The sequence below is a fragment of the Microbacterium meiriae genome (assembly GCF_040702565.1).
GTDB classification, from domain to species: domain Bacteria; phylum Actinomycetota; class Actinomycetes; order Actinomycetales; family Microbacteriaceae; genus Microbacterium; species Microbacterium meiriae.
In genome coordinates this window covers 819,900-842,430 of record NZ_JBFBLJ010000001.1, presented here as the reverse complement: position 1 = coordinate 842,430, position 22,531 = coordinate 819,900, and the positions used below count along the sequence as shown (strand labels likewise).

Here is a 22,531-nt window from a genome sequence, read left to right as displayed (position 1 = left end):
TCGGCGGGCGCCGGTCGCGGCATCCCGGCCGCGACCGCTCAGAAGAGCGTCGGTGCGTCGGCGATCGCCCACGACGAACGGTGGAACGGTGAGAGGCCGAACGACCGGATGGCCTCCCGGTGCTCCGGACTCGCGTATCCCTTGTTGCGGTCCCACTGGTAATCGCGGTGATCCTCGTGGAGCTCGGCCATGTACCCGTCCCTGGCGACCTTCGCGATCACCGACGCCGCCGACACCGAGGCGCAGTCGCGGTCCGCTTTGACGACCGGCCGGACGTTCAAGGGCCCAGGATGCACGCGCGAGACGTAGTCGTGGTTGCCGTCGAGGAGGACCAGAGCGTTCTCGACCGTGGCACCCTGCGCCACCACCGCCAGCACGGCGCGGGAGGCGGCAAGGCCCAGCGCCCGCATGATCCCGACCTCGTCGACCTCCGCGGCGGTCGCCCAGCCGACGCCCGAGGCCTGCACCCACGCAGCCGCGCGGGCGGCGACGTCGGGGCGCCGGCGCTCGGGGACGAGCTTCGAGTCGCGCAGCCCCTCCGGCACGCGGCGACGAGCCCCCTTGGCGTCCATCACCGCCGCCCCGACGGCCACCGGCCCGGCCAGCGCCCCGCGACCGACCTCGTCGAGGGCGATGATCAGGTCGCACTCCCCCAGGAGCTTCCGCTCCAGGGTCAGTCGAGGCGTGATGACAGTCATTCGGGGTCCGGCACTCCGTTGAAGATCTCGTGGTGGCCGTCGATCGGTCCGAAGCGGTCGAGCGGCCAGGTCGTCAGGAACGCCTTGCCCACGATGTTGGACACCGGGACGAAACCGCCGCTGGGCAGCTCCTGGTGTGCACGGGCGTCGCGGGAGCGGTCCCGGTTGTCGCCGAGGAGCCACACGGAGTCCTCGGGCACGACGACGTCGAAAGGTTCGTTGGAGGCCGCGGTGTCGCCCTCGGGGAGGTTCAGGTAGCTCAGCTCATCGATCGGGGCACCGTTGATCGTGATCTGCCCCAGCGCGTTGCAGCACACCACATGGTCACCTTCGACGCCGATCACCCGCTTGACCAGATGGTCCTGGGTGTCGGTTGCCGAGATGCCGACAAATGTGAGCACCCAGTCGATGGCCTGGACCAGCGGCGGCTGTGCAGGTGTCTGCGGCATCGGGTCGAGCCAGCCGCCCGGATCCTTGAAGACGACGATGTCACCGCGCTCATAGCCGGTCCAGCGCGGGGTGAGCTCGTCGACGAGGATGCGGTCGTCGATCAGCAGCGTGCGCTCCATGGAGGCCGACGGGATGTAGAACGATCGGACCACGAACGTCTTGATGACGAAGGACACCAGCGCGGCGATGACGACGATGACCAGCACGTCACGGAGGAAGACCAGGAACCCGCGCCGCCGTCGTGTCGGGCGTGCGGACGGAGAGTCAGTCATTCGGTTCCTTCTCGAAGAGTGCACCGTGAGCGCACGGCAGTAACAAGGTTCGCACACCGGGGACAGAACGAAAGCACCCCGGGACATCGTGTCCCGGGGTGCTGTGAAGAAGCTTCGCGTCAGTTGTTGACGCGCTTCTCCTTGATCTTCGCCTTCTTGCCGCGGAGCTCGCGCAGGTAGTAGAGCTTGGCGCGACGCACGTCACCGCGGGTGACGACCTCGATGTGGTCGATCACCGGGGAGTGCACGGGGAAAGTACGCTCGACACCCACCTGGAAGCTGATCTTCCGGACGGTGAACGTCTCGCGGACGCTGTCGCCCTGGCGGCCGATGACGACGCCCTGGAAGACCTGGATACGAGAACGGTTGCCCTCGGTGATGTTGACGTGCACCTTGACGGTGTCACCGGGGAAGAACTCGGGGATGTCGGAACGGAGCGAAGCCGCGTCGACGGCGTCGAGGATCTGCATGATCGTCTCTCTCTGCACTCGCCTCAGGTCGGATGCACGGATTAGGAAGGAACAAGAATGGGAGTGTGCCGAACGGCGCTGACGCGTCCGCGGGCTCCCCTGGGGCAGAGCCGGTCACGGCACAAAGAACCATTCTGCCACGGATGGCATGTCCCACCAAAACGAGCGGTCAGGGCCGGTCGTCGGTCTCCCGCACCACGATCACCTCGTGCACGCTGGTCTGCGTCGTCTCCGCACGGGGCGGGGTCATCGTCGACCAGGAGATGGTCTCACGAATCCGCGCTCCACTCCCCCGCGCTTCGTTCCAGAGCTGCCACAGCTGCAGCCACACCAGTCCGATGCCCACCACGATGGCGGCGGCGAGGAGCCAACCGAAAGCGCCATCGATGAAGAAGCCGACCGCGATCGTCAGCGCGTGCCAGAGACCGAACCCGGCGACGTCCCACCACGACAGGGCGCGCTCGGCGCGGACAGACGGCCGGGAACGCGTCAGCAGCGTGAGCAGGAGCTGTCCCACGAAGACCGAGGGCATCGCGATGAGCAGCACCCAGAGGATGGACCAGCCACCCTGGAAGACGGCCCAGCCGATGAGGAGCCACAGCGGCAGGAGGAACGCCGACGGCAGCAGCCAGCGGAAGAAGGCCTGTCGGATCCACATGCTCCGATGCTACGGCGAGGTCGGGCCCCCGTCACGGGTGTTCGCTGAGAGCGGCAGGCGCCGGGCACCCCGTCCGATCAGGGAGAATGGACGGGACGAGAGGACACTGATGATCGAACTGCGCACCCCTGCCGAGATCGATGAGATGCGCGCGGCAGGCCGGTTCGTCGCCGAGACGCTGGCGACCCTGCGCGACGAGACGAAGGTCGGCACCAACCTCCTGGCGATCGACCGCCGGGCCCACGACATGATCCGCAAGGCGGGCGCCGAGTCCTGCTACATCGACTACCACCCGTCGTTCGGCGCGAGCCCGTTCGGCAAGGTCATCTGCACCTCGGTGAACGACGCGGTGCTGCACGGTCTCCCCCATGACTACGCACTCAAGGACGGCGACCTCGTCACCCTCGACTTCGCCGTCTCGGTCGACGGCTGGGTCGCGGATTCCGCGGTCTCCTTCGTCGTAGGCACGCCGCGGGATGAGGACCTGCGTCTCATCGACACCACCGAGCGCGCGCTGACCGCGGCGATCGAGACCTCGGTGGTCGGGCACCGCATCGGTGACATCTCCGCTGCCATCGCAGAGATCGCGCACGGCGAGGGGTACTCCATCAACACCGACTTCGGCGGGCATGGCGTGGGCCGCACGATGCACGGCGACCCTCACGTCGCGAACGACGGCCGCGCGGGCCGCGGGTTCCCGCTCCGCGCCGGCCTCGTGCTCGCGCTGGAGCCCTGGTTCCTCGCGACCACGGACGAGCTGGTCACCGACCCCGACGGGTGGACGCTGCGCAGCGCGGACGGGTCCCGAGGGGCGCACTCCGAGCACACCATCGCGATCACCGATGACGGGCCGATCATCCTGACGGATCGCTCGTTCCTCGGGGTGGACTGACCTCGGCCGCCGGGTCGGCGCGTTCCCAGGATGCGACCGGCCCCGGCACGACGGTGAACAGCGGGTGCGCCTTCGGGAGCGCCACATCCCCGTGCCGCTGAAGCACCTCAGGACTGCGCTCGGCGAGCTTCGCACGCAGGTGCTCCCATTCCCGCGCGAGCTGCCCCGCGGTGACCGGCATCGTCGGAACGGCAGGCTCCCGGCGCCGAATGCGCGTGCGGTCGAAACGGTAGCCGCGGGCGTCCGCCTCGTCGGCGACAGCGACGAGGTACGCGCCCACCGCGGCCAGCGGATCCGCTGCCTCCCGGAAGCGCTCGAGCTGCGGGTGTCGCTGATACCCCTTCGTGGCGTCGGCGAGCACCGCCTGCGCGAGCAGCGTCTCCCGCCAGCAGGCGACGAGACCCTGACGGTCGAGGTACTCAGGGTGCAGCGACCAGATCCTCATACGCGGCGGTAGCGGAACACATCGGTGAGATGGGGGAGGTCGAACTCCGCCTTCCCGCGCGTCTCGTCCGCGCCGTCCAGCACCGCCTCCAGGGCCGCCACCATCCCTGCACGCTCCGCGTCGTCAGCCACGAGGAGACTGCTCACCGTGCCCCAGCGTCGGAGGTAGACCTCGCGGCTGATCCGCTCCGTCCAGCGCACCTCCTCGTGGGCTTCCAGGACGAAGCCGGGGATGTCGGTCGCCGATGCGGAGGTGTCGTCGTCCGCGCCGACCGCGGGATGCGCCACCCGATGGCAGGCGAGATCCCACGCACAGGCGGGGTCGGCGCGATTCCAGAGCAGCCCGAGCGTCCCGTCGGCGACGAGTGCGCGGGCGATCTCGGCCGCCGCCGTATCCCGGTCGAACCAGTGGAACGCCTGCGCGACGCTGACGACATCGACGGAACCGTCCGGCACGGGGATGCTCTCCGCGGTCCCTGGCCGCGCCTCGACCGTCGGCAGCATCCGGGCGAGGACGGCGAGCATCGGCGCGGAAGGCTCGACGGCGATCACCCGCGCCGCACGCTCGACGAGCAGGCTGGTGAACTTGCCGGTGCCGGCGCCGAGGTCGAGCGCCGTGGCCACCGGCGCCGGAACGATGATGTCGGCCGCACGCTTTGGGAAGCCCGGTCGGTAGCGGTCGTACTCCTCGCCGATGCCTTCGAACGATCGCGCGCGTGTCACATCCACCATGTCTCGACGCTAACAGCAGTCGTTGCCGCAGACGGTCGCGGTGCGGTCAGTCGTCGGTCGGCGCGTCCGGAAGCAGATCGGGGCGGCGCAGCCGCGTGCGGACGAGCTGCTGCTCGCGCCGCCATGCCGCGATCGCCCCGTGGTTGCCGCTGAGGAGCACATCCGGTACCGCACGGTCACGCCAGACGGAGGGCTTGGTGTACGACGGGTACTCGAGGAGGCCGTCCTCGTGCGACTCCTCGACTAGGCTCTCCGGATTGCCGACGACCCCGGGGATGAGACGGCCGATGGCCTCGATCATCGCCATCGTCGCGACCTCGCCGCCGTTGAGCACGTAGTCTCCGAGGCTCAGCAGCCGGACCTCGCCACGCTCGGCGGCGTACTCGAAGACGCGCTCGTCGATGCCCTCGTAGCGCCCGCAGCCGAACACGAGGTGGTCGCGCCCCGCGAGCTCCCGCGCGGTCGCCTGGGTGAAGACCTCGCCCGCCGGCGACGGGAAGATGATGGTCGGCGGCGCGGCGGTATCCGCGGTGAGCTCGTCGAGGGCGAGCCCCCACGGCTCGGGCTTCATGACCATGCCCGCTCCTCCGCCGTACGGAGTGTCGTCGACGGTGCGATGGCGGTCGTGCGTCCAGTCGCGAAGATCATGCACCTGGAGGTCGAGCAGACCCGAGCCGCGGGCCTTGCCGAGCAGGGAGAGCGTCAGTCCGTCGAAGTACGAGGGGAAGATGGAGACGACGTCGATGCGCACGGGGGAACCGTATCAGCGGTCACTCGGCAGCGTCGGAGGCGGTGGTCTCGTCCTCCGACTCGGGAAGCTCCTCGAAGAGCCCGGCGGGAGGGGTGACGATGACCCGTCCGGCCGCGACGTCGACGGTGGGGACGATGGCCTCGACGAACGGGACCATCACCTCGTCCGTGCTCCCGCCCGACGACGGCTTCACGATCAGGAGGTCATGCGCCGGCAGGTGCTCGACGCGGACCACGCGGCCGACGACGACCTCGTCCCGCACGACGTCCAGGCCGACGAGCTGGTGGTCGAACCAGGCGTTGTCCTCGGTCTCGTCCTCGTCCTGGTCCATCCAGAGGATGGCGCGGACGAGGCTCTCGGCGGCGGTGCGATCGTCCACGTCCTCGAAGAAGACGACGGGGTTGCCGTTCATCACGCGGTATTCGCGGACGACGATCTCCTTGCCGTGCCACGAAGATGCCTCTGGCACCTGCAACGTGAACGCGGCCCCGGGGACGAAGCGCCGCTCCGGATTGTCGGTGTAGAGCTCGAGCTTCAGCGCGCCCTTGAGCCCGTGAGCCTTGACCAGGCGCCCGACGCGCAGTTGGTTACGGCCTTGGGTGCGGTCCTGCGACACCACGTCAGTCGTCCGCGACATCGACGCGGACACGACGCCCGTCGGCGAGTGCACTCACGAGGGTGCGCAGGGCCTTGGCCGTGCGGCCGCCGCGCCCGATCACGCGTCCACGGTCGTCGGGGTGCACACGCACCTCGAGCAGGTCGCCACGGGGCGACGAGGATTCGTGGATGCGCACATCTTCGGGGTGATCGACGATCCCCTTGACGATGTGTTCGAGCGCGGCGGCGAGCACGATGGATTACTCGGCGTCGGCGGCGGAAGCCTCAGCGGCCTCCGCGTCGGCGTCAGCGGCGGGGGCCTCCGCAGCGGGGGCCTCCTCCTTCTTCTCCGCCTTGGGCTTCACGACGGACTTCTTGGAGGCGTCGACCTCGAAGGCGGCCTTCGGCTCGGCGACCTTGAGGGTGGACTTGGCGTCCTTGTCGCCCTTGAAGGTGCCCCAGTCGCCCGTGATCTTGAGGATGGCGGTGACCTGCTCGGTCGGCTGCGCGCCGACGGAGAGCCAGTACTGCGCACGCTCGGAGTCGACCTCGATGAAGGAGGGCTCCTCGGTGGGGTGGTACTTGCCGATCTCCTCGATCACACGACCGTCGCGCTTGGTGCGCGAGTCGGCGACGACGATGCGGTAGTACGGCGCGCGGATCTTGCCCATGCGCTTGAGACGAATCTTGACAGCCACGATTCTCCTGAATGGTGTGGAAGGAAACGAACCGGTCGCCTGGAGCGTGGGGTGCACACCCGGCGGAAGCTCAAATGAGGAGGACGAGTGCTGGATAGAGGGTCGAGCACGTCGTCCGACCCTCTATTCTGCCAGATGCGCGCGCCGGGCGCGAAACCCGGCGACACGGCGTTGCGGAGTCGGCCCCGGCCCGTGTCAGACTGTCCCCGTGCAGCTCGACTTCGCCGCTTCGGCCCGCTCCACCGTCGGTCTCGAGTGGGAGATCATGCTCGCCGATCCCGAGACCGGTGATCTCGTCGGTCGCGCACCGGAGCTCCTCGCCGCACTGGAGGCGGAGAGCGAGGACGAGCGCCACACCGTCACCGGCGAGCTGCTCACGAACACCATCGAGGTGACCAGCGGGATCGGCGATTCCGTCGCGCACGCCATCGATGACATCGCGAACGCGATCGCGGCGGTGCGGTCGGCCACCGATCCGGCCGGCATCGAGCTGCTCTCCGCCGGAAGCCACCCCTTCGCCCAGTGGTACGACCAGTCGGTGACAGACAAGACCCGCTATCACAGCCTCATCGAGCGCACCCAGTGGTGGGGGCGCAACATGATGATCTGGGGTATCCACGTGCACGTGGGCGTCGACGAGCAGCGCAAGGTCTTCCCCATCATCAACGCACTGTCGGCGTATCTTCCCCATCTCCAGGCTCTGTCGGCGTCCAGTCCGTTCTGGGCCGGGGAGCGCACGGGGTACGCCTCCAACCGCGCGCTCGTCTTCCAGCAGCTGCCGACGGCGGGCTTGCCCTGGCCGCTCCGGGACTGGTCGGAGTTCGAGCGGTATCTGGACGACATGGTCCGCACCGGCGTGATGGCCGATGCCACCGAGGTGCGCTGGGACATCCGCCCCGCTCCGCGCTGGGGCACGATCGAGGTCCGCGCGTGCGACGGCCTCTCGACGCTCTCCGAGATGGCCGCGGTGGCCGCGCTCGTACAGGTCCTCGTCGAGCACTTCTCCCGACTTCTCGACGAAGGCGCGGCACTCCCCGATCTTCCGGCCTGGTTCCACCGCGAGAACAAGTGGCGCGCGGCCCGATACGGCCTGGACGCGCGCGTCATCGTCGACACGATCGGCACGCAGCGCCCCGTTCGCGAGCACCTGACCGAGAAGATCGAGGAACTGGCCCCGGTCGCCGTCGAGCTCGGGTGCGTCCGGGAGTTCGGCAGCATCGCGTCGATCCTCGACGGCGGGGCGAGCTATGCGCGTCAGCTCGCGGTCGCCGACGCCACGGACGGCGATCTCCGCGCCGTGGTCCAGCACCTCATCCGGGAGTTCCGGACCGGACCGCAGTCGTCGATCGAAGGCGAGTGACGCGGACGCGACTCAGTCCTCGACGAGTCGACGTGCGAGACCCTCGTCGAGCACCACATCCGTGATCAGCTCGGCGGCTATCGCCGCCCGCAGACTCGCGAGCTTGGGCACACCCGAAACGACGCACACGCGACGCGGCACCCGCCGGAGCCGGTCGAGTCCCGGCCCCGTCGCCCGCGCGTTGAGCCGGATGTCGCGCCAGGAGCCGTCGGCACGGAAGAAGACCGTCGCCACGTCGCCGATCGCATGGTCCTCCCGCAGACTGCGGTAGTCCTCCCGCCCGAGGTAACCGCCGACGTAGACGCGGCTGGGCACCTCCGCCGCCGGAGACCCGAGGCTGAACACGGCGATGTCCATCTTCGCCTGCAGATCGAGCACGCGGCGGGTGCTGCGCTCGCGCCACATAGCCTCCCGGGTGGCGGGGTCGTCGAAAAAGGCGGGCACGGGGAACTGCTGCACCTGCGCACCGAACGCGCTCCCGAAGCGCTGCAGGATGTCGCTGGAGTACTCCACACCGCTGGTCTGGGTGTTCCCGGCGCCGTTGAGCTGCACGAACGTCGTATTGTGCGTCTCCTTCTGGGTGAGACCGCGACTGACCGCGCTGATCGTCGATCCCCACGCCACGCCGACGATCATGTTGGAGTCGACGAACTGGGACAGGAGGCGTCCTGCGGTCAGCGCCACGCGCTCCAGTCGCTCGACCTCGCTCACGATCTCCGCCATCGGCACGACGTGCGCCACCACGCGGTGCCGATCCCGGATGCGCTGCTCGAGCATTCCCAGACGCTCCAGGGGGGAGTTGATCCGGATGTCGACGAGGCCGCTCTCCCGCGCGAAGCTGAGCAACCGTGACACGGACGACCGGGAGGTGCCGAGCTCCTGCGCGATGACCTCCATGGTCTTGTCCTGCATGTAGTACAGCTGCGCGGCCGTGAGCGCGGCGATCAGCTTCCCGTCGCGCGACGGTGCTCCGGATCCCGCCATGATGACCTCCTCTCCCTCGATCCTTGCACATATGTGCAGCCAGCTTGCGCGCGGCGTCACGGAGGTCGATGCTGGTGGCAAGCAAGGAAGAGAGGGTCGATGATGATCGATTCCACCCACACGTCCCCGGAGCGGGACGCGGTCCGCGCGCTCCGGGAATCCGGGCGCACCAGCGTGCTCGTCATCGGCGGCGGCATCAACGGCATCTCGACGTTCCGTGATCTGGCCCTGCAGGGTGTGGACGTCGTCCTGGTCGAACGCGGCGACTTCGCCTCCGGTGCCTCCGCGGCCTCGAGCCACATGATCCACGGCGGCATCCGCTACCTCGAGAACGGCGAGTTCCGCCTCGTCCGGGAGTCGGTGGAAGAGCGCAACGGCCTGCTCAAGATCGCCCCGCACTACGTCAAGCCGCTGCAGACGACGATCCCGATCTACTCCACGTTCTCGGGGATCCTCTCCGCTCCCCTCCGGTTCCTCACGCACAAGAGCGGGAAGCCGAAGGAGCGCGGCGCCTTCCTCATCAAGGTCGGCCTCACCATCTACGACACGTTCTCCCGCGACGGCGGCACCGTGCCCCGCCACCGCTTCCTCGGACGCAAGAAGTCCCTTGCCGAGCTGCCGTCGATGGACCCGAAGATCAAGTACACGGCCACGTACTACGACGCCTCGATGCACGATCCGGAGCGCCTGGCGCTCGACGTGCTGCAGGACGGCCGCGCGAGCCACCCGGGTGCGGTGGCTCTCAACTACGTCGAGGCGATCGGCCGCGACGGCGAGCAGATCACCCTCCGTGACCGCGAGAGCGGCACCGAGTTCACCGTGACCGCGGATGTCGTCGTGAACGCCTCCGGCCCGTGGACCGACCTCACGAACGACGCGCTCGGCACCGACACCCATTTCATGGGCGGCACCAAGGGCTCGCACATCGTGCTCGACCACCCGGAGCTGCTCGAGGCGACGCGAGGTCGCGAGATCTTCTTCGAGCACTCCGACGGCCGTATCGTGCTGATCTACCCGCTCAAGGGGCGCGTCCTCGTGGGCACCACCGACATCGACGCCGACCCGCGCGAGGTGCCGGTGTGCACGGAGGAGGAGATCGACTACTTCTTCGACCTCATCCACCACGTGTTCCCGTCGATCTCGGTGACCCGCGAGCAGATCGTCTACAACTTCTCCGGCATCCGGCCGCTCCCCCGCCACGAGGACACCGCTCCCGGATTCGTCTCGCGCGACTACCGCGTCGAGGTCGACCGCAAGGGCGCCGTCCCGCTGGTGAGCCTCGTGGGCGGCAAGTGGACCACGTTCCGCGCCCTGGGAGAGTCGCTCTCCGACACCGTGCTCGGCCTCCTCGGCCGCACGCGCACCGTCTCCACCGCCGGACGCGCGATCGGCGGCGGACGCGAGTTCCCGCGCACCGAGAAGGCGAAGCGGATCTGGATCCAGGAGAACCTCGCCGGCGCGGGCGCTCGGGCCGATCAGCTCCTCGCCCGTTACGGCACCGGAGCGGCGGCCGTCTGGGCGTTCGTCGAGCAGGGAGACGACGCCCCCCTCGCCGGCGGCGACCTGTCGACCCGTGAGCTGGAGTGGATGGTCAACGAGGAGATGGTCGCCCGTCTCGAGGACGTCATCCTCCGCCGCACCAGCATCGCCTTCACCGGTGGAGCGCAGGCAGAAGTCCTCGACGAGATCGCCGACGCCCTGGCACCGCTCCTCGGATGGGACCGAGAGCGTCACGACGCCGAGGTGGAGCAGACGCGCCTGCTGCTGAACGAGCGACACGGACTCGACATCCCGTCCCGCACCCGCGGCTGACGGGGCCCCGACCACCGCGCCCTCCTCGCGGTGCTACCCCATAAGGGGTCGGGGCAGAGGGGCCCCGACCCGCAAGAAAGGTCAACGAAGACATGACTGACGTCAATCTCGGTCTCTACTTCCTCTCGGAGCTCGTCGGCACAGCGATGCTGGTCCTGCTCGGCTGCGGTGTGGTGGCGAACGTCGCCCTGGCGAAGAACAAGGGCTTCGGCGGCGGCTTCCTGATGGTCAACTGGGGATGGGGTCTCGCGGTGTTCGCGGGTGTGCTCGTCTCGGCGTACTCCGGTGCCATCCTGAACCCGGCCGTCGGTATCGGCCTCTGGGTGCAGAACCTGCTGGATCCCGCCAAGGGCATCGACTTCACGATGTTCCTCACCGCGACCGGGGCGGAACTCCTCGGCGCGATCATCGGTGCCATCGTCGTCTGGCTCGCCTACAAGCAGCACTTCGACCAGGAGCCGGAGGCCGCCAACAAGCTCGGCGTCTTCTCCACCGGCCCCGCCATCCGCTCGTACGGCTGGAACCTCGTCACGGAGATCATCGGCACCTTCGTCCTCGTCTTCGTCATCTTCGCGTTCGCGGACTACGGCGACATCGAGGTCGGCACGCCCGGTGGCCTCGGCCCGCTCACCGCTCTTCCGGTCGCCCTGCTGGTGGTCGCGATCGGTGCATCGCTCGGTGGTCCGACCGGATACGCCATCAACCCGGCGCGTGACCTCGGTCCCCGCATCGCCCACGCGATCCTCCCGATCCAGGGCAAGGGTTCCAGCGACTGGTCCTACTCGTGGGTGCCCGTCGTCGGTCCGCTCATCGGTGGTGTCATCGCCGCCCTCGCCGCCCCCGGCCTTCTCAGCCTCGCCGGCTGATCCCCCTCAACCGCTCGGGAATTCAAAGGAGAACACATGGCTGACTACATCATCGCGATCGACCAGGGCACCACGTCGAGCCGCGCGATCATCTTCGACAAGAAGGGCAGCATCGTCGCCACCGGTCAGAAGGAGCACGAGCAGATCCTTCCCAAGGCCGGATGGGTCGAGCACGACGCCGCCGAGATCTGGCGCAATGTCCAGGAGGTGATCGGTCTGGCCCTCGGTCGCGCCGATCTCACCCGCCACGACATCGCCGCCGTGGGCATCACGAATCAGCGCGAGACCGCGGTCGTGTGGGACAAGACCACGGGCAAGCCGGTCTACAACGCCATCGTCTGGCAGGACACCCGCACGCAGGAGATCGTCAACCGCCTCGCGGGCGACGAGGGCGTCGACCGGTTCAAGTCGATCGTCGGGCTCCCCCTGGCGACGTACTTCTCCGGCACCAAGATCACCTGGATCCTGGAGAACGTCGAAGGCGCCCGCGAGAAGGCCGAGGCCGGAGACCTGCTCTTCGGCACGACCGACTCCTGGGTCCTGTGGAACCTCACGGGCGGCATCGACGGCGGCGTGCACGCGACCGACGTCACCAACGCCTCGCGCACGATGTTCATGGACCTCGAGACGCTGGAATGGCGCGACGACATCCTCGAGGCGTTCGGCGTGCCGCGCTCGATGATGCCGGAGATCCGCTCCTCCTCCGAGGTCTACGGTGCCGCCGAGAGCTCGTCGCTGTTGCGCGAGACGCCGATCGCCGGCATCCTCGGCGACCAGCAGGCGGCGACGTTCGGGCAGGCCGCCTTCCAGAAGGGCGAGAGCAAGAACACCTACGGCACGGGCTGCTTCCTCATCTTCAACACGGGCGAAGAGATCGTCCGCTCGAAGAACGGACTGCTCACCACCGTCGGCTACAAGCTCGGCGACCAGCCCACGCACTACGCGCTGGAGGGGTCGATCGCCGTCACCGGCTCGCTCATCCAGTGGCTGCGCGACCAGCTCGGCATCATCTCCTCCGCCCCTGAGGTCGAGGAGCTGGCCGAGAAGGTCGAGGACAACGGCGGCGTGTACATCGTCCCCGCGTTCTCGGGTCTCTTCGCGCCGTACTGGCGTCCGGACGCCCGCGGCGCGATCGTCGGCCTCACCCGCTACGCGAACAAGAACCACATCGCGCGCGCCGCCCTGGAGGCCGTGGCCTTCCAGACCCGTGACGTGCTCGACGCGGTCAACGCGGACGCCGGAGTGGATCTCAGCGAGCTCAAGGTCGACGGCGGCATGGTCGCCAACGACGCGCTCATGCAGTTCCAGGCCGACATCCTCGGTGTCCCGGTCGTGCGTCCGGTCGTGGCGGAGACCACGGCGCTCGGTGCGGCCTACGCGGCCGGTCTCGCGGTCGGCTTCTGGAGCGGTCTCGACGACCTGTCCGCGAACTGGCAGGAGGACCGCCGCTGGGAGCCCTCGCTCGACGCGGATGAGCGCGACCGTCAGCTGCGCCTGTGGCGCAAGGCCGTCACCAAGTCGATGGACTGGGTCGACGACGACGTGCGCTGATCACCGCATGACGAGGCGGGTCCGGGTTCTTCCCGGGCCCGCTTCGTCGTCTCCGGGCCGCCATCCGGTTCACCTGCACGATCCGAATACGGTTGCCCGCCCGTTCCAGCGGTTCCGTCGTGCACCCGTTCCCTGGTCGTGCAGACCGATCAGGGTCTCAGGAGGCTGCCGCGACGATGTCGAGGAACGCGCGCGCGGCGCTGCGCGGTGCCGCGGCGTCCCAGGCCAGGTGCTCGACACGGACCGGGCCATCCTGGACCGCCACCGTGTCGACGACCTCCCGATACCCCTGCACCACCCCGGGCGCGAGCAGGGTGACGGCGAGGCCCGCAGCGACCAGACCGATCAGACTCGCGGCCGTGTCGGATTCGAAAGCCACATCACGCCGCACCCGCGCGGCCAGGAATGCCGCGTCGGTCTGCGCTCGCCCCGACGTGCCGGCGGGGAAGTCGGCGAACGCGGAGTCCGCGAGGTCGCTCAGCTGCACCTCCCTCGCCCGGCCCAGCTCATGCCCGCGGGGCACCACGGCCACCAGCGGTTCCCGGGACAGCGCGCGGGAGGCGACCCCCTCGGGCTCCACGCCCTCCCGGAGCCCGAGGAATGCGGCGTCGAGATCGCCCTGACGAATCGCCGCCACGAGCGCATCGCTGTTCCCCTCACGGAGCTCCACGCGGATGGCTGGATGCGCGGCGCGATAGGCCACGAGGAGCGCCGGGACGTCGACAGCGCTCACCGTGGGGATGACGCCCAGTCGCAGCGTGCCCACCACCTTCCCGCTCGCCGCCGCCGCATCCTCCCGGGCCTGGTCTGCGGCGCGGACCGCCAGACGCGCGGGGCGGAGGAACGCCTCTCCGGCCTCGGTCGCGCGGACGCTGCGACTGGTGCGCGCGAACAGCCGCACGCCCAACTCGCGTTCGAGAGCGGCGACCTGGTGGCTGAGCGCCGACTGCGTGACATGACAGCGCTCCGCCGCGCGGGTGAACGAACCGGTGTCCGCCACAGCGACGACATACCGCAGATGCTGGAGCTCCATCCACTCATGATCTCGCTTCATAGATCGTGTGACAAGAATGCGTTGGACTCATACCCCGGGTGCGCGCACCCTGGAGACATGAACCGCCTCACCCTCACCCTCGTCACAGCTCTCGCCCCTGCGACGTGGGGTACGACGTACCTGGTGACGACGGAGCTGCTCCCCGCCGGACATCCGCTCCTCGCTGGCCTCCTCCGCTCGCTTCCTGCGGGTCTCCTCGCGGTGCTGCTGGCCCGCCGTCTGCCGCACGGGTCCTGGAGGGGCAAGGTGCTCGTGCTCGGGGCCCTGAACATCGGCGCGTTCTTCCCGCTGCTGTTCCTTGCGGCCGAACGCCTCCCCGGTGGGGTTGCCGCCGCCGTCGCCGGAGCGCAGCCGCTGATCGTGCTAGGGCTCGGAGCGATCGTGCTCGGGGAACGTGTCCGACCGGTATCCGCCGCCGCCGCCGTCGCCGGGGCAGCGGGGGTCGCCCTCGTCGTCCTCGGCCCTGCCGCCGCGCTGGACTTCTGGGGCCTCGTCGCGGCTCTCGGCGGCGTGACCGCCACCGGCCTCGGGATGATCCTCACCAAGCGCTGGGGCCGCCCCTCCGGCGTCGGTCCCGTGGCCTACGCGGGGTGGCAGCTCACGGCGGGAGGGCTGTTGCTCCTCCCCCTCACCTTCGTGGTCGAGGGCCCGCCTCCTGCCCTCGACGCGGGTGCGCTCCTCGGCTACCTCTGGCTCGCGACAGCGGGAGGGATCATCGCCTACACGCTCTGGTTCCGCGGTATCCAGCGCCTGCCCGTGATCGTGCCGGGCCTCCTCGCACTGCTCTCGCCGATCGTCGCGACGCTGCTCGGCGTGCTCATCGCCGGCGAGAGCTTCACCATGGTCCAGGTGGCGGGCATCCTGATCACGCTCGCCGCCCTCGTCGGCGGGCAGTTCGCGGCGCGGCCGCGAGGAACGCCGGCGACCGCGGTCAATCCCTCGGCCGCGCCCGTCGCCGTGCGCTGAGGTCCCGGCCGCTCAGCCCTTGCCGAACAGCTTCTGGATCTCGGCGAGGTCGGCCTCAGACGGTGTCTCCGCTCCCCCGCCGAGGCCGAAGCCCGAGCCGGTGGGTGCCGTGGAAGCCGCGAGGCCGGCGTTCTCCGCAGCGCGCTTCGCCGGGTTGCCGGAGCGGGAGCGGTTTCCGCCGCCGCCCTTGCCCTTCTTGCCGCGCTTCGACGAGGCCCCGGGCTTGCCCATTCCGGGCACCGGACCCATGCCCGGGATGTTCGGCGTGCCGCCACGAGCGACGGTCTTCATCATCTTCGCGGCCTGCTCGAAGCGCTGCACGAGCTGGTTGACGTCGGTGACGGTCATGCCGGAGCCGCGCGCGATGCGCAGACGACGGGAACCGTTGAGGATCTTGGGGTTGCGACGCTCGACCGGCGTCATGGAGCGGATGATGGCCTCGGTGCGGTCGATCTCGCGCTCGTCGAAGTCCTCGAGCTGCTGCTTCATCTGCCCCATACCCGGGAGCATCCCGAGCATCTTCTTCATCGAGCCCATCTTCTTCATCTGCTGAAGCTGCTCGAGGAAGTCCTCCAGCGTGAAGGCCTCGTTCGCGAGCTTCTCGGCGACCTTGCGCGCCTCGTCCTCGTCGAACGCCTGCTGCGCCTGCTCGATGAGGGTGAGGATGTCACCGAGGTCGAGGATGCGGCTGGCCATACGATCGGGGTGGAACGGCTCGAGGTCCTCCAGCCGCTCGCCCGTCGAGGCGAAGATGATCGGACGCCCCGTGACCGAGGCGACCGAGAGCGCCGCTCCGCCTCGGGCGTCGCCGTCGAGCTTCGAGAGGACGACGCCGGTGAAGTCCACTCCCTCCTGGAAGGCCTTGGCGGTGTTGACCGCGTCCTGACCGATCATCGCGTCGATGACGAAGAGCACCTCGTCCGGGTCGACGGCCTTGCGGATGTCGGCGGCCTGCTTCATGAGCTCGGCGTCGACGCCGAGGCGGCCGGCGGTGTCGATGATGACCACGTCGTGCTGCTGGCGGCGGGCGTGCTCGACGCCGTCGCGCGACACCTTGACGGGATCGCCGACGCCGTTGCCCGGCTCGGGCGCGTACACCGTGGCTCCGGCCTGCTCGGCGACCACCTGGAGCTGGTTCACCGCGTTCGGGCGCTGGAGGTCGGCGGCGACGAGGAGGGGCGTGTGCCCTTCGCCCTCGAGCTGCTTGGCCAGCTTGCCGGCGAACGTCGTCTTTCCCGAGCCCTGAAGACCGGCGAGCATGATCACGGTCGGCGCGGTCTTGGCGAACTGCAGGCGCCGCTGCTCTCCGCCGAGGATCTGGACCAGCTCCTCGTTGACGATCTGCACCACCTGCTGCGCGGGGTTCAGCGCCTTGTTGACCTCGTCGCCGAGAGCGCGCTCGCGCACCTTGGCGGTGAAGTCCTTGACGACCGCGAGCGCGACGTCGGCGTCGAGCAGAGCACGACGGATCTCGCGCACCGTGCCGTCGACGTCGGCGGCGGTGAGCTTTCCCTTCGTGCGCAGGTTGCGGAAGGTGTCGGTAAGCCGATCGGAGAGCGTGCCAAAGGTAGCCATGGTGCCTACGATTCTACGCGAGCGGAGCCTCCACGCTCAGCGCGGCACGGAGCAGTGTCTTGGCCCGCTGGTGACGCCCCCGGACCGTGGACGCGGGGACCCCGAGCAGTGCGGCCGCATCGGTCAGGCTGAATCCGTCCCAGTGCACCAGGCGGATGACCTCCGCGAGGTCGGGATCCAGGCGGGCGATGGCGTCGCGCACCTCCGCGCCCCCGTCCGCCGGCGGTGCCTGCAGCCGGGATCCCTCTCCCTCTCCCCGCACCCGTTCGTGCAGGGCGCGCCGACGCCTCTCACCGCGGGCGTGGTTGAGCAGGGTCTTGCGAGCGACTCCGAACAGCCACATCCGCGCCCGTTCGGGGTCGTCGGGCAGATGCCGGACGCGCCGCCAGGCGACGACCATCGTCTCGCCGAGCAGGTCGCCGGCGTCATCCGCCCCGACCCGACGCGCGAGGTAGGCCAGGAGATCCGGGGCGCACGCCTCGAACGCGCCGATCAGCGCCGCGTCGTCGGCACGGCTGCTCACTCGCCGCTCCAGGCTTCGTCGTCGCAATGCACCTGGGAGTGGGAGTCGGCTCCGGGGATCGGACCGAACCCGTGCTCCTCGAGTTCGGCGTGGAGCGCCTCGTTCAACGCGCCCTCATGAGCCATCCAGGCGCGGGTGTCCGCCGCATTCTGATCCGTCGTCGGAACACCCGCGGCCTCGTCGCCCTGCTCGAGCATCCGCAGTTGGCCGTCCACGTAGGGCGCGGCCTCCGCCTCCACATCCGCCGAGGCGAACCATTGATCGATCACACGATCGACATCGGCCTGGATCAGCGGGTTGTGCGTGTCCAGGCGGCTGAAGCGGATCTCGCACTCTCCCCAGGTCGGCGCGGTGAACCGGTAGCTCCGCGCGGGATCCTCGAGGCCGTCGCCCCAGAGCCAGTCGGAGGAGGCGGTGGCCACCCCGGCGCCGCCCACCAGGACCACCGCCGTGACCGCGGCGATCACACCGCGCGACCGGAGGCGGGGCCGAGCGCGCCCACGGGACGCGTCGATCATCGCCCGCAGCTCGTGTCCAGCGACGGCGGGGGTGGGCGGCGCCGAGCCGTCCAGCAGGTCGTCCAGCGGATCCGTGGTCATGGTGTCCTCCTCGTCAGGGATGCCTTCATCACTGACGTGTCCGGCCGACACCGATCCGTCCGCGCGTCACTCCCCCCAGGGCAGATCGTGCACGCGGGCGAGCGCCTCGCGGAGCACGGACTCCGGTGTGCCGCGGCCTGCCCCCTCCTCGGCCCAGACGCGCAGGGCGGACAGGACGGCGGCCGCCTGCGCCGCTCCCAGCACGTCCGCACGCATCACATCGATACCCGCCGCGCACGCCGCACGGGAGACCGCGGCGGCGAGGCGGGCCAGACGGACACCCGTCTCCCGCACCAGCTCCACCTCGAGCGCCATGGCCTCCGCATTCCGCAGCGCCAACGCCAACGGATCCGGGGCGAAATCGTCCACGATCCCCTGCAGGATCCCGCGCACCCGCGCCCCCGTGGCCTCGCGGCCGAGGTCGTCCAGCGCGGCGATCGCGACGCCGATGCGCTCGTCGATGCCGGACCACAGCACGTCGCTCTTCGACGTGAAGTAGTTGAAGAAGCTCGAACGGCTGACCCCCGCCCGCTGGGTAATGTCGGCGATGGAGGCGGCCTCGTACCCGCGCTCCAGGAAGAGCTCGCAGGCGGCCTCGGCGAGGGTCTCGCGCGAGGAAGCCTTCGGGCGGCCGGCGCGACCAGTCCGGTTCATGACTTCACGGTACCGCGCGGGACGCCGCGGCCCGGACGAGGATGTATTGTTGGACGCAATCCATGTATTCGAGGGAAGCGACGACGCATGCTCGACATCCTCACTCCCGGCTTCATGCCGACCCCCGTCCCCTATGAAGAGGGCTGGGCCCTGCAGCGCCGCGTGCACGCGGACGTGGTCTCCGGCGCCCGCCCGGACACCCTCATCCTGCTCGAGCACGCGGCCGTGTACACCGCGGGGAAGCGCACGGAGGACCACGAGCGCCCCCAGGACGGGACCCCGGTCATCGACGTCGACCGGGGCGGGAAGATCACCTGGCATGGGCCGGGGCAACTCGTCGGCTACCCGATCTTCCGGCTGCCGGAGCCGATGGACGTGGTCGCGCACGTGCGGCGTCTGGAGCGGATCCTCATCGAGGTGCTGCGCCCGTTCGGAGTCGACGGTCACCAGGTCGAGGGGCGGAGCGGGGTGTGGGTGCGTCGACCGCTGTCGGAGGACAAGGTGGCCGCGATCGGCGTGCGCGTGCAGCAGGGCGTCACCATGCACGGTTTCGCCATCAACTGCGACAACAGCCTCGCGCCCTTCCGCGACATCATCCCCTGCGGCATCACCGACGCCGGCGTGACCACGGTGAGCGAGGTGTCTGGCCGCGTGGTCGGCCCGCTCGACCTCGTCGACGCCGTGCAGGACGCCTTCCGCACCGCCCACGCACCCGACCTGACAGGAGTCCCGGCATGACCGCCGCCCCCGAGGGGCGCAAGCTCCTCCGCCTCGAGATCCGCAACGCCGAGACCCCGATCGAGCGCAAGCCCGAGTGGATCAAGACCAAGGCCAAGATGGGGCCGGAGTACTCGGCGCTGCATTCCCTCGTGAAGAGCGAGGACCTGCACACCGTGTGCCAGGAGGCCGGCTGCCCGAACATCTACGAGTGCTGGGAAGACCGCGAGGCGACCTTCCTCATCGGCGGGTCGCAGTGCACGCGCCGCTGCGACTTCTGCCAGATCGACACCGGCAAGCCCGCGGACTACGACACCGACGAGCCACGACGCGTCGCCGAGAGCGTGCAGCGGATGAACCTCCGCTACGCGACCGTGACGAGCGTGGCCCGCGACGATCTCCCCGACACCGGAGCCTGGCTCAATGCCGAGACGGTGCGGAAGATCCACGAGCTCAACCCGAACACCGGAGTGGAGCTGCTGGCGAACGAGCACAACGCCGACCCCGCCTTCCTCGGCCAGATCTTCGATGCACGCCCCGAGGTGTTCGCGCACAACGTGGAGACCGTGCCCCGCATCTTCAAGCGCATCCGCCCCGCGTTCCGCTACGAGCGCTCGCTGAACGTGCTCACGCAGGCTCGCGATGCCGGGCTCATCACGAAGTCGAACCTCATCCTCGGCATGGGCGAGGAGCCGGAGGAGGTCGTCCAGGCGCTGCAGGACCTCCACGACGCCGGCTGCGACATCATCACCATCACCCAGTACCTCCGCCCGACGCCGCGGCACCTTCCGGTCTCCCGGTGGGTGAAGCCCGCCGAGTTCGTCGAGTTCAAGGAAGAGGCGGAGCGGATCGGCTTCCTCGGGGTGCTCGCCGGACCTCTCGTGCGCTCCTCGTACCGCGCCGGGCGGCTCTGGGCGCAGTCGATGACCTCGAAGGGACGGGAGGTCCCCGCTCATCTCGCGCACATCGCGGACAGCGCCGACCTCGGGTTCGCGCAGGCCGTCTGACGGGCGGCGGTCAGTCGGCGCTCATCACCGACTGCACGCTGCCGTCGGAACCGAGGTTCACGAGCAGCACGTCGTCGGTGGCGCTGTCATCGAGCGCGTACTCCAGGACGGCGAACGGCTCGGAGCCACCGTGCTCGTCGGCGAGGATCGTCATGCTCATCAGGCGCATCGACCGGATGATGTCCACGGCCGCGTCCCCGGACACGTCGATGAGGACGTCGGGGAGGTCGTCGCCGAACACCTCCTGCTGCTGAAGGATGTACTCGGTCACCTCACTCGTGCGGTCGTCCACCTCGGCGAGCATTCCGCGGCGCGCGGTCGCGTCCACGTTCTCCAGACCGGCGATGAGTCCGGCGGCGATGTCGAGGGCGTCGGCGGAGACGTCGTCCTGGTCCGGAGCCGTCAGGTCCACGGTCACGCTCTGGTCGCCGAGTTCGACCGTCTCCGACCAGAAGATCGAGCCGTCGGGGCCCGACGACAGCAGTCCGAAGTAGTCGTGTTCGATCGCCATAACGCTATGAAACCAGCCTGGTGCTCGGGGCGGAAGCCCTGTGTCAGCCGACCAGCGCCTGCACGAACACGTGCGGCGTGAAACCGGTCAGATCGTCGATGCCCTCGCCCTGTCCGAGGAGTTTGACCGGGATGCCCGTCCGCTCCTGCACGGCGAGCACGAAGCCGCCCTTGGCCGAGCCGTCGAGCTTGGTGAGCACGAGCCCCGTCACGCCCGCGTGCTGCAGGAAGGTCTCCGCCTGCATCACACCGTTCTGTCCCGTCGTGGCGTCGAGGACGAGGAGCACCTCGCTGATCGGGGCCTGCTTCTCGACGACGCGGCGGATCTTGCCCAGCTCGTCCATGAGACCGCCCTTGGTGTGCAGCCGCCCCGCCGTGTCGATGATCGCGATCTCCATACCCTCGCGCTTGGCGTATTCGACGGTCTGGAAGGCGACGGAGGCCGGGTCCTGCCCCTCCTGCTGCGGGCGGACGATCGCCGCTCCCCCGCGCTGGGCCCAGGTGGCGAGCTGGTCGACGGCGGCCGCACGGAAGGTGTCGGCAGCCCCCACCACCACGCTCCGCTGGTAGCCGCGAAGGAACTTCGTGAACTTCCCGATCGTCGTCGTCTTGCCCACGCCGTTCACACCCACGACGAGGACCACGGCGGGCCGCTCGGTGAGCTTCAGAGTGGTGTCGAACTTCGCGAAGTGCTCCTCCAGGGTCTCCCGCAGCATGCGCTGGAGGTCCTTGGGGTCGGTGGTGCGGTACTTCGCGACCTTGTCGCGCAGTTCTTCGACGATGCGCTCGCTGATGTCGGGGCCGAAGTCCGCCGTGATGAGCGCCGTCTCCAGGTCTTCCCACGTCGTCTCGTCGATGGTGGGCTTCACGAACATGCCGCGCAGCGCGCGACCGAGAGACCAGGACTTCTCTGCCATGCGTCCAGCCTACGGGTAGCATCCAGGGATGCACCGCGCGCCGCTCCCGCACCGGGTGTTCCTGCACGGTGCCGGCAGACGCGGCACCACCGCGTGGCCCTCGTACACGCCGGAGTCCGGGACATTCCTCAGCTTCCCTCAGGACTCGACCATCGAGGGTCAGGCCGACGCCCTCGTCGAGGGAGAGCGTGACCGGACGCCGCTCGTGTTCGCGCACTCGATCGGCGCGGTGACCGCCGTCCGCGCCATCGCCGACGGCCTGCGGGTGTCCGGCCTCGTCCTCGTCGAGCCCGCCCTGTACGACATCGCCCGCGGTGAAGCTCCGATCGAGCGGCATATCGCGGTGGTGACGGAGGCACGGGCGAGGGTGACGCAGGGCGACCTCTTCGGCTTCTGGTCCATCCTGCGCCCGCTCATGTTCGGAGGCCCGTCCACCCGGGAGCGCTGGGAGGACGAGCGCGCGGTCGCGCAGCGGTGGGCGACCACGAACCTCCCCTGGGGTCACGGCATCCGGGAGCGTTGTCTCGCCGGCGTGCCGACCCTCGTGGTCACCGGCGGATGGAACGAGGAGTACGAGATCATCGCCAGCAGGCTCGTCGACGTCGGAGCCGACCACATGATGCTCCCCGGCTACGCTCACCGCCCGCAGGACCATCCCGACTTCCCGACTGTGATCACGGGCTTCGAACGCTCCCTCGCGATCTGACCCGGCCCCGTCCGTCCGGTCACAGCTTCGGAGACCGCGGGCGACACGCCGGATCCGACCATCGACAC

General features: G+C 69.4%; 27 protein-coding genes. 9 read left to right on the top strand and 18 right to left on the bottom strand.

The features are described 5' to 3' along the window. Window positions 1-38 precede the first annotated feature (38 nt). The 4 genes from rnhB to AB0310_RS04035 all read right to left on the bottom strand — a co-directional run bounded on the left by rnhB (window position 39) and on the right by AB0310_RS04035 (window position 2,548). Complete coding sequence (gene rnhB, locus AB0310_RS04050; RefSeq protein WP_187663993.1) at window positions 39-698, bottom strand: ribonuclease HII; 660 nt, start codon at window positions 696-698, stop codon at window positions 39-41. Beyond that, window positions 695-1,420, bottom strand: coding sequence for a signal peptidase I (gene lepB, locus AB0310_RS04045; protein ID WP_187663992.1), 726 nt, complete (start codon window positions 1,418-1,420; stop codon window positions 695-697). The genes rnhB and lepB overlap by 4 nt, the downstream gene beginning before the upstream one ends. 119 nt (window positions 1,421-1,539) lie before the next feature. After that, a complete protein-coding gene (gene rplS, locus AB0310_RS04040; RefSeq protein WP_025103348.1) occupies window positions 1,540-1,890 on the bottom strand; it encodes a 50S ribosomal protein L19 in 351 nt (116 codons plus the stop codon). A gap of 169 nt (window positions 1,891-2,059) precedes the next feature. Then, window positions 2,060-2,548, bottom strand: a complete 489-nt coding sequence (locus tag AB0310_RS04035; protein WP_187663991.1) for an MFS transporter permease — start codon at window positions 2,546-2,548, stop codon at window positions 2,060-2,062. Between the two features lie 109 nt (window positions 2,549-2,657). Here AB0310_RS04035 and map point away from each other — a divergent pair, with 109 nt between their 5' ends. Continuing rightward, on the top strand, window positions 2,658-3,440 hold the full coding sequence (gene map, locus AB0310_RS04030) for a type I methionyl aminopeptidase (RefSeq protein WP_280567943.1): 783 nt from the start codon (window positions 2,658-2,660) through the stop codon (window positions 3,438-3,440). Here map and AB0310_RS04025 read toward each other — a convergent pair. From AB0310_RS04025 to rpsP, 6 genes are read right to left on the bottom strand one after another with little or no spacing between them, the layout of a single operon-like run. Continuing rightward, window positions 3,403-3,885, bottom strand: coding sequence for a pyrimidine dimer DNA glycosylase/endonuclease V (locus tag AB0310_RS04025; protein WP_187663989.1), 483 nt, complete (start codon window positions 3,883-3,885; stop codon window positions 3,403-3,405). The two genes, map and AB0310_RS04025, sit on opposite strands and share 38 nt — an antisense overlap. Then, a complete protein-coding gene (locus tag AB0310_RS04020) occupies window positions 3,882-4,616 on the bottom strand; it encodes a class I SAM-dependent methyltransferase (protein ID WP_366236631.1) in 735 nt (244 codons plus the stop codon). The genes AB0310_RS04025 and AB0310_RS04020 overlap by 4 nt, the downstream gene beginning before the upstream one ends. 46 nt (window positions 4,617-4,662) lie before the next feature. Continuing rightward, window positions 4,663-5,367 (bottom strand): tRNA (guanosine(37)-N1)-methyltransferase TrmD, encoded by a 705-nt coding sequence (gene trmD, locus AB0310_RS04015; RefSeq protein ID WP_280567952.1) that lies wholly within the window; start codon window positions 5,365-5,367, stop codon window positions 4,663-4,665. 19 nt (window positions 5,368-5,386) lie between these two features. Next, window positions 5,387-6,004 (bottom strand): ribosome maturation factor RimM, encoded by a 618-nt coding sequence (gene rimM / locus AB0310_RS04010; protein WP_366236630.1) that lies wholly within the window; start codon window positions 6,002-6,004, stop codon window positions 5,387-5,389. Next, on the bottom strand, window positions 5,988-6,218 hold the full coding sequence (locus tag AB0310_RS04005; protein ID WP_025103341.1) for an RNA-binding protein: 231 nt from the start codon (window positions 6,216-6,218) through the stop codon (window positions 5,988-5,990). The genes rimM and AB0310_RS04005 overlap by 17 nt, the downstream gene beginning before the upstream one ends. A 6-nt stretch (window positions 6,219-6,224) precedes the next feature. Continuing rightward, complete coding sequence (rpsP, locus tag AB0310_RS04000) at window positions 6,225-6,662, bottom strand: 30S ribosomal protein S16 (RefSeq protein ID WP_280567961.1); 438 nt, start codon at window positions 6,660-6,662, stop codon at window positions 6,225-6,227. A 208-nt stretch (window positions 6,663-6,870) separates the two neighbouring features. Between rpsP and AB0310_RS03995 the strand changes: the two genes are divergently transcribed. After that, on the top strand, window positions 6,871-8,022 hold the full coding sequence (locus tag AB0310_RS03995) for a glutamate--cysteine ligase (protein WP_366236629.1): 1,152 nt from the start codon (window positions 6,871-6,873) through the stop codon (window positions 8,020-8,022). A gap of 12 nt (window positions 8,023-8,034) precedes the next feature. On the opposite strand, the gene AB0310_RS03990 is transcribed toward AB0310_RS03995, so the two are convergent. Continuing rightward, window positions 8,035-9,006, bottom strand: coding sequence for a sugar-binding transcriptional regulator (locus tag AB0310_RS03990; protein WP_187663983.1), 972 nt, complete (start codon window positions 9,004-9,006; stop codon window positions 8,035-8,037). Between the two features lie 102 nt (window positions 9,007-9,108). On the opposite strand from AB0310_RS03990, the gene AB0310_RS03985 reads away from it, so the two are divergent. The 3 genes from AB0310_RS03985 to glpK all read left to right on the top strand — a co-directional run bounded on the left by AB0310_RS03985 (window position 9,109) and on the right by glpK (window position 13,235). Continuing rightward, window positions 9,109-10,818: a glycerol-3-phosphate dehydrogenase/oxidase gene (locus tag AB0310_RS03985; RefSeq protein ID WP_187663982.1), complete on the top strand. Its 1,710-nt coding sequence runs from the start codon at window positions 9,109-9,111 to the stop codon at window positions 10,816-10,818. Between the two features lie 92 nt (window positions 10,819-10,910). Continuing rightward, a complete protein-coding gene (locus AB0310_RS03980; RefSeq protein WP_187663981.1) occupies window positions 10,911-11,684 on the top strand; it encodes an MIP/aquaporin family protein in 774 nt (257 codons plus the stop codon). A 36-nt stretch (window positions 11,685-11,720) separates the two neighbouring features. Then, window positions 11,721-13,235 carry a glycerol kinase GlpK gene (gene glpK / locus AB0310_RS03975; RefSeq protein WP_187663980.1) on the top strand — a complete coding sequence of 505 codons (1,515 nt, stop codon included), beginning with the start codon at window positions 11,721-11,723 and terminating at the stop codon, window positions 13,233-13,235. Window positions 13,236-13,392: 157 nt separating this feature from the next. Here the strand turns inward: glpK and AB0310_RS03970 are convergent, their stop codons facing one another. After that, on the bottom strand, window positions 13,393-14,268 hold the full coding sequence (locus AB0310_RS03970; RefSeq protein ID WP_366236628.1) for a LysR family transcriptional regulator: 876 nt from the start codon (window positions 14,266-14,268) through the stop codon (window positions 13,393-13,395). Window positions 14,269-14,346: 78 nt separating this feature from the next. Between AB0310_RS03970 and AB0310_RS03965 the strand changes: the two genes are divergently transcribed. Then, window positions 14,347-15,255 carry an EamA family transporter gene (locus AB0310_RS03965; protein WP_366236627.1) on the top strand — a complete coding sequence of 303 codons (909 nt, stop codon included), beginning with the start codon at window positions 14,347-14,349 and terminating at the stop codon, window positions 15,253-15,255. A gap of 12 nt (window positions 15,256-15,267) precedes the next feature. Here the strand turns inward: AB0310_RS03965 and ffh are convergent, their stop codons facing one another. The 4 genes from ffh to AB0310_RS03945 all read right to left on the bottom strand — a co-directional run bounded on the left by ffh (window position 15,268) and on the right by AB0310_RS03945 (window position 18,606). After that, window positions 15,268-16,830, bottom strand: coding sequence for a signal recognition particle protein (ffh, locus tag AB0310_RS03960; protein ID WP_366236626.1), 1,563 nt, complete (start codon window positions 16,828-16,830; stop codon window positions 15,268-15,270). Window positions 16,831-16,843: 13 nt separating this feature from the next. After that, window positions 16,844-17,353, bottom strand: coding sequence for an RNA polymerase sigma factor (locus AB0310_RS03955; RefSeq protein WP_232089225.1), 510 nt, complete (start codon window positions 17,351-17,353; stop codon window positions 16,844-16,846). Further along, window positions 17,350-17,952 (bottom strand): hypothetical protein, encoded by a 603-nt coding sequence (locus tag AB0310_RS03950; protein WP_187663976.1) that lies wholly within the window; start codon window positions 17,950-17,952, stop codon window positions 17,350-17,352. The genes AB0310_RS03955 and AB0310_RS03950 overlap by 4 nt, the downstream gene beginning before the upstream one ends. Window positions 17,953-18,018: 66 nt before the next feature. Then, window positions 18,019-18,606, bottom strand: coding sequence for a TetR/AcrR family transcriptional regulator (locus AB0310_RS03945; protein ID WP_366236625.1), 588 nt, complete (start codon window positions 18,604-18,606; stop codon window positions 18,019-18,021). An 87-nt stretch (window positions 18,607-18,693) separates the two neighbouring features. On the opposite strand from AB0310_RS03945, the gene lipB reads away from it, so the two are divergent. Both lipB and lipA read left to right on the top strand, forming a co-directional pair. After that, window positions 18,694-19,344 carry a lipoyl(octanoyl) transferase LipB gene (lipB, locus tag AB0310_RS03940; RefSeq protein ID WP_187663974.1) on the top strand — a complete coding sequence of 217 codons (651 nt, stop codon included), beginning with the start codon at window positions 18,694-18,696 and terminating at the stop codon, window positions 19,342-19,344. Then, window positions 19,341-20,330, top strand: coding sequence for a lipoyl synthase (gene lipA / locus AB0310_RS03935; RefSeq protein WP_366236624.1), 990 nt, complete (start codon window positions 19,341-19,343; stop codon window positions 20,328-20,330). The genes lipB and lipA overlap by 4 nt, the downstream gene beginning before the upstream one ends. A gap of 10 nt (window positions 20,331-20,340) precedes the next feature. On the opposite strand, the gene AB0310_RS03930 is transcribed toward lipA, so the two are convergent. Both AB0310_RS03930 and ftsY read right to left on the bottom strand, forming a co-directional pair. Beyond that, window positions 20,341-20,841 carry a DUF2004 domain-containing protein gene (locus AB0310_RS03930; RefSeq protein WP_363444190.1) on the bottom strand — a complete coding sequence of 167 codons (501 nt, stop codon included), beginning with the start codon at window positions 20,839-20,841 and terminating at the stop codon, window positions 20,341-20,343. 43 nt (window positions 20,842-20,884) lie between these two features. Then, a complete protein-coding gene (gene ftsY / locus AB0310_RS03925; RefSeq protein WP_025103328.1) occupies window positions 20,885-21,757 on the bottom strand; it encodes a signal recognition particle-docking protein FtsY in 873 nt (290 codons plus the stop codon). 28 nt (window positions 21,758-21,785) lie between these two features. Between ftsY and AB0310_RS03920 the strand changes: the two genes are divergently transcribed. Then, window positions 21,786-22,463, top strand: coding sequence for an alpha/beta hydrolase (locus AB0310_RS03920; protein WP_366236623.1), 678 nt, complete (start codon window positions 21,786-21,788; stop codon window positions 22,461-22,463). Window positions 22,464-22,531 lie beyond the last annotated feature (68 nt).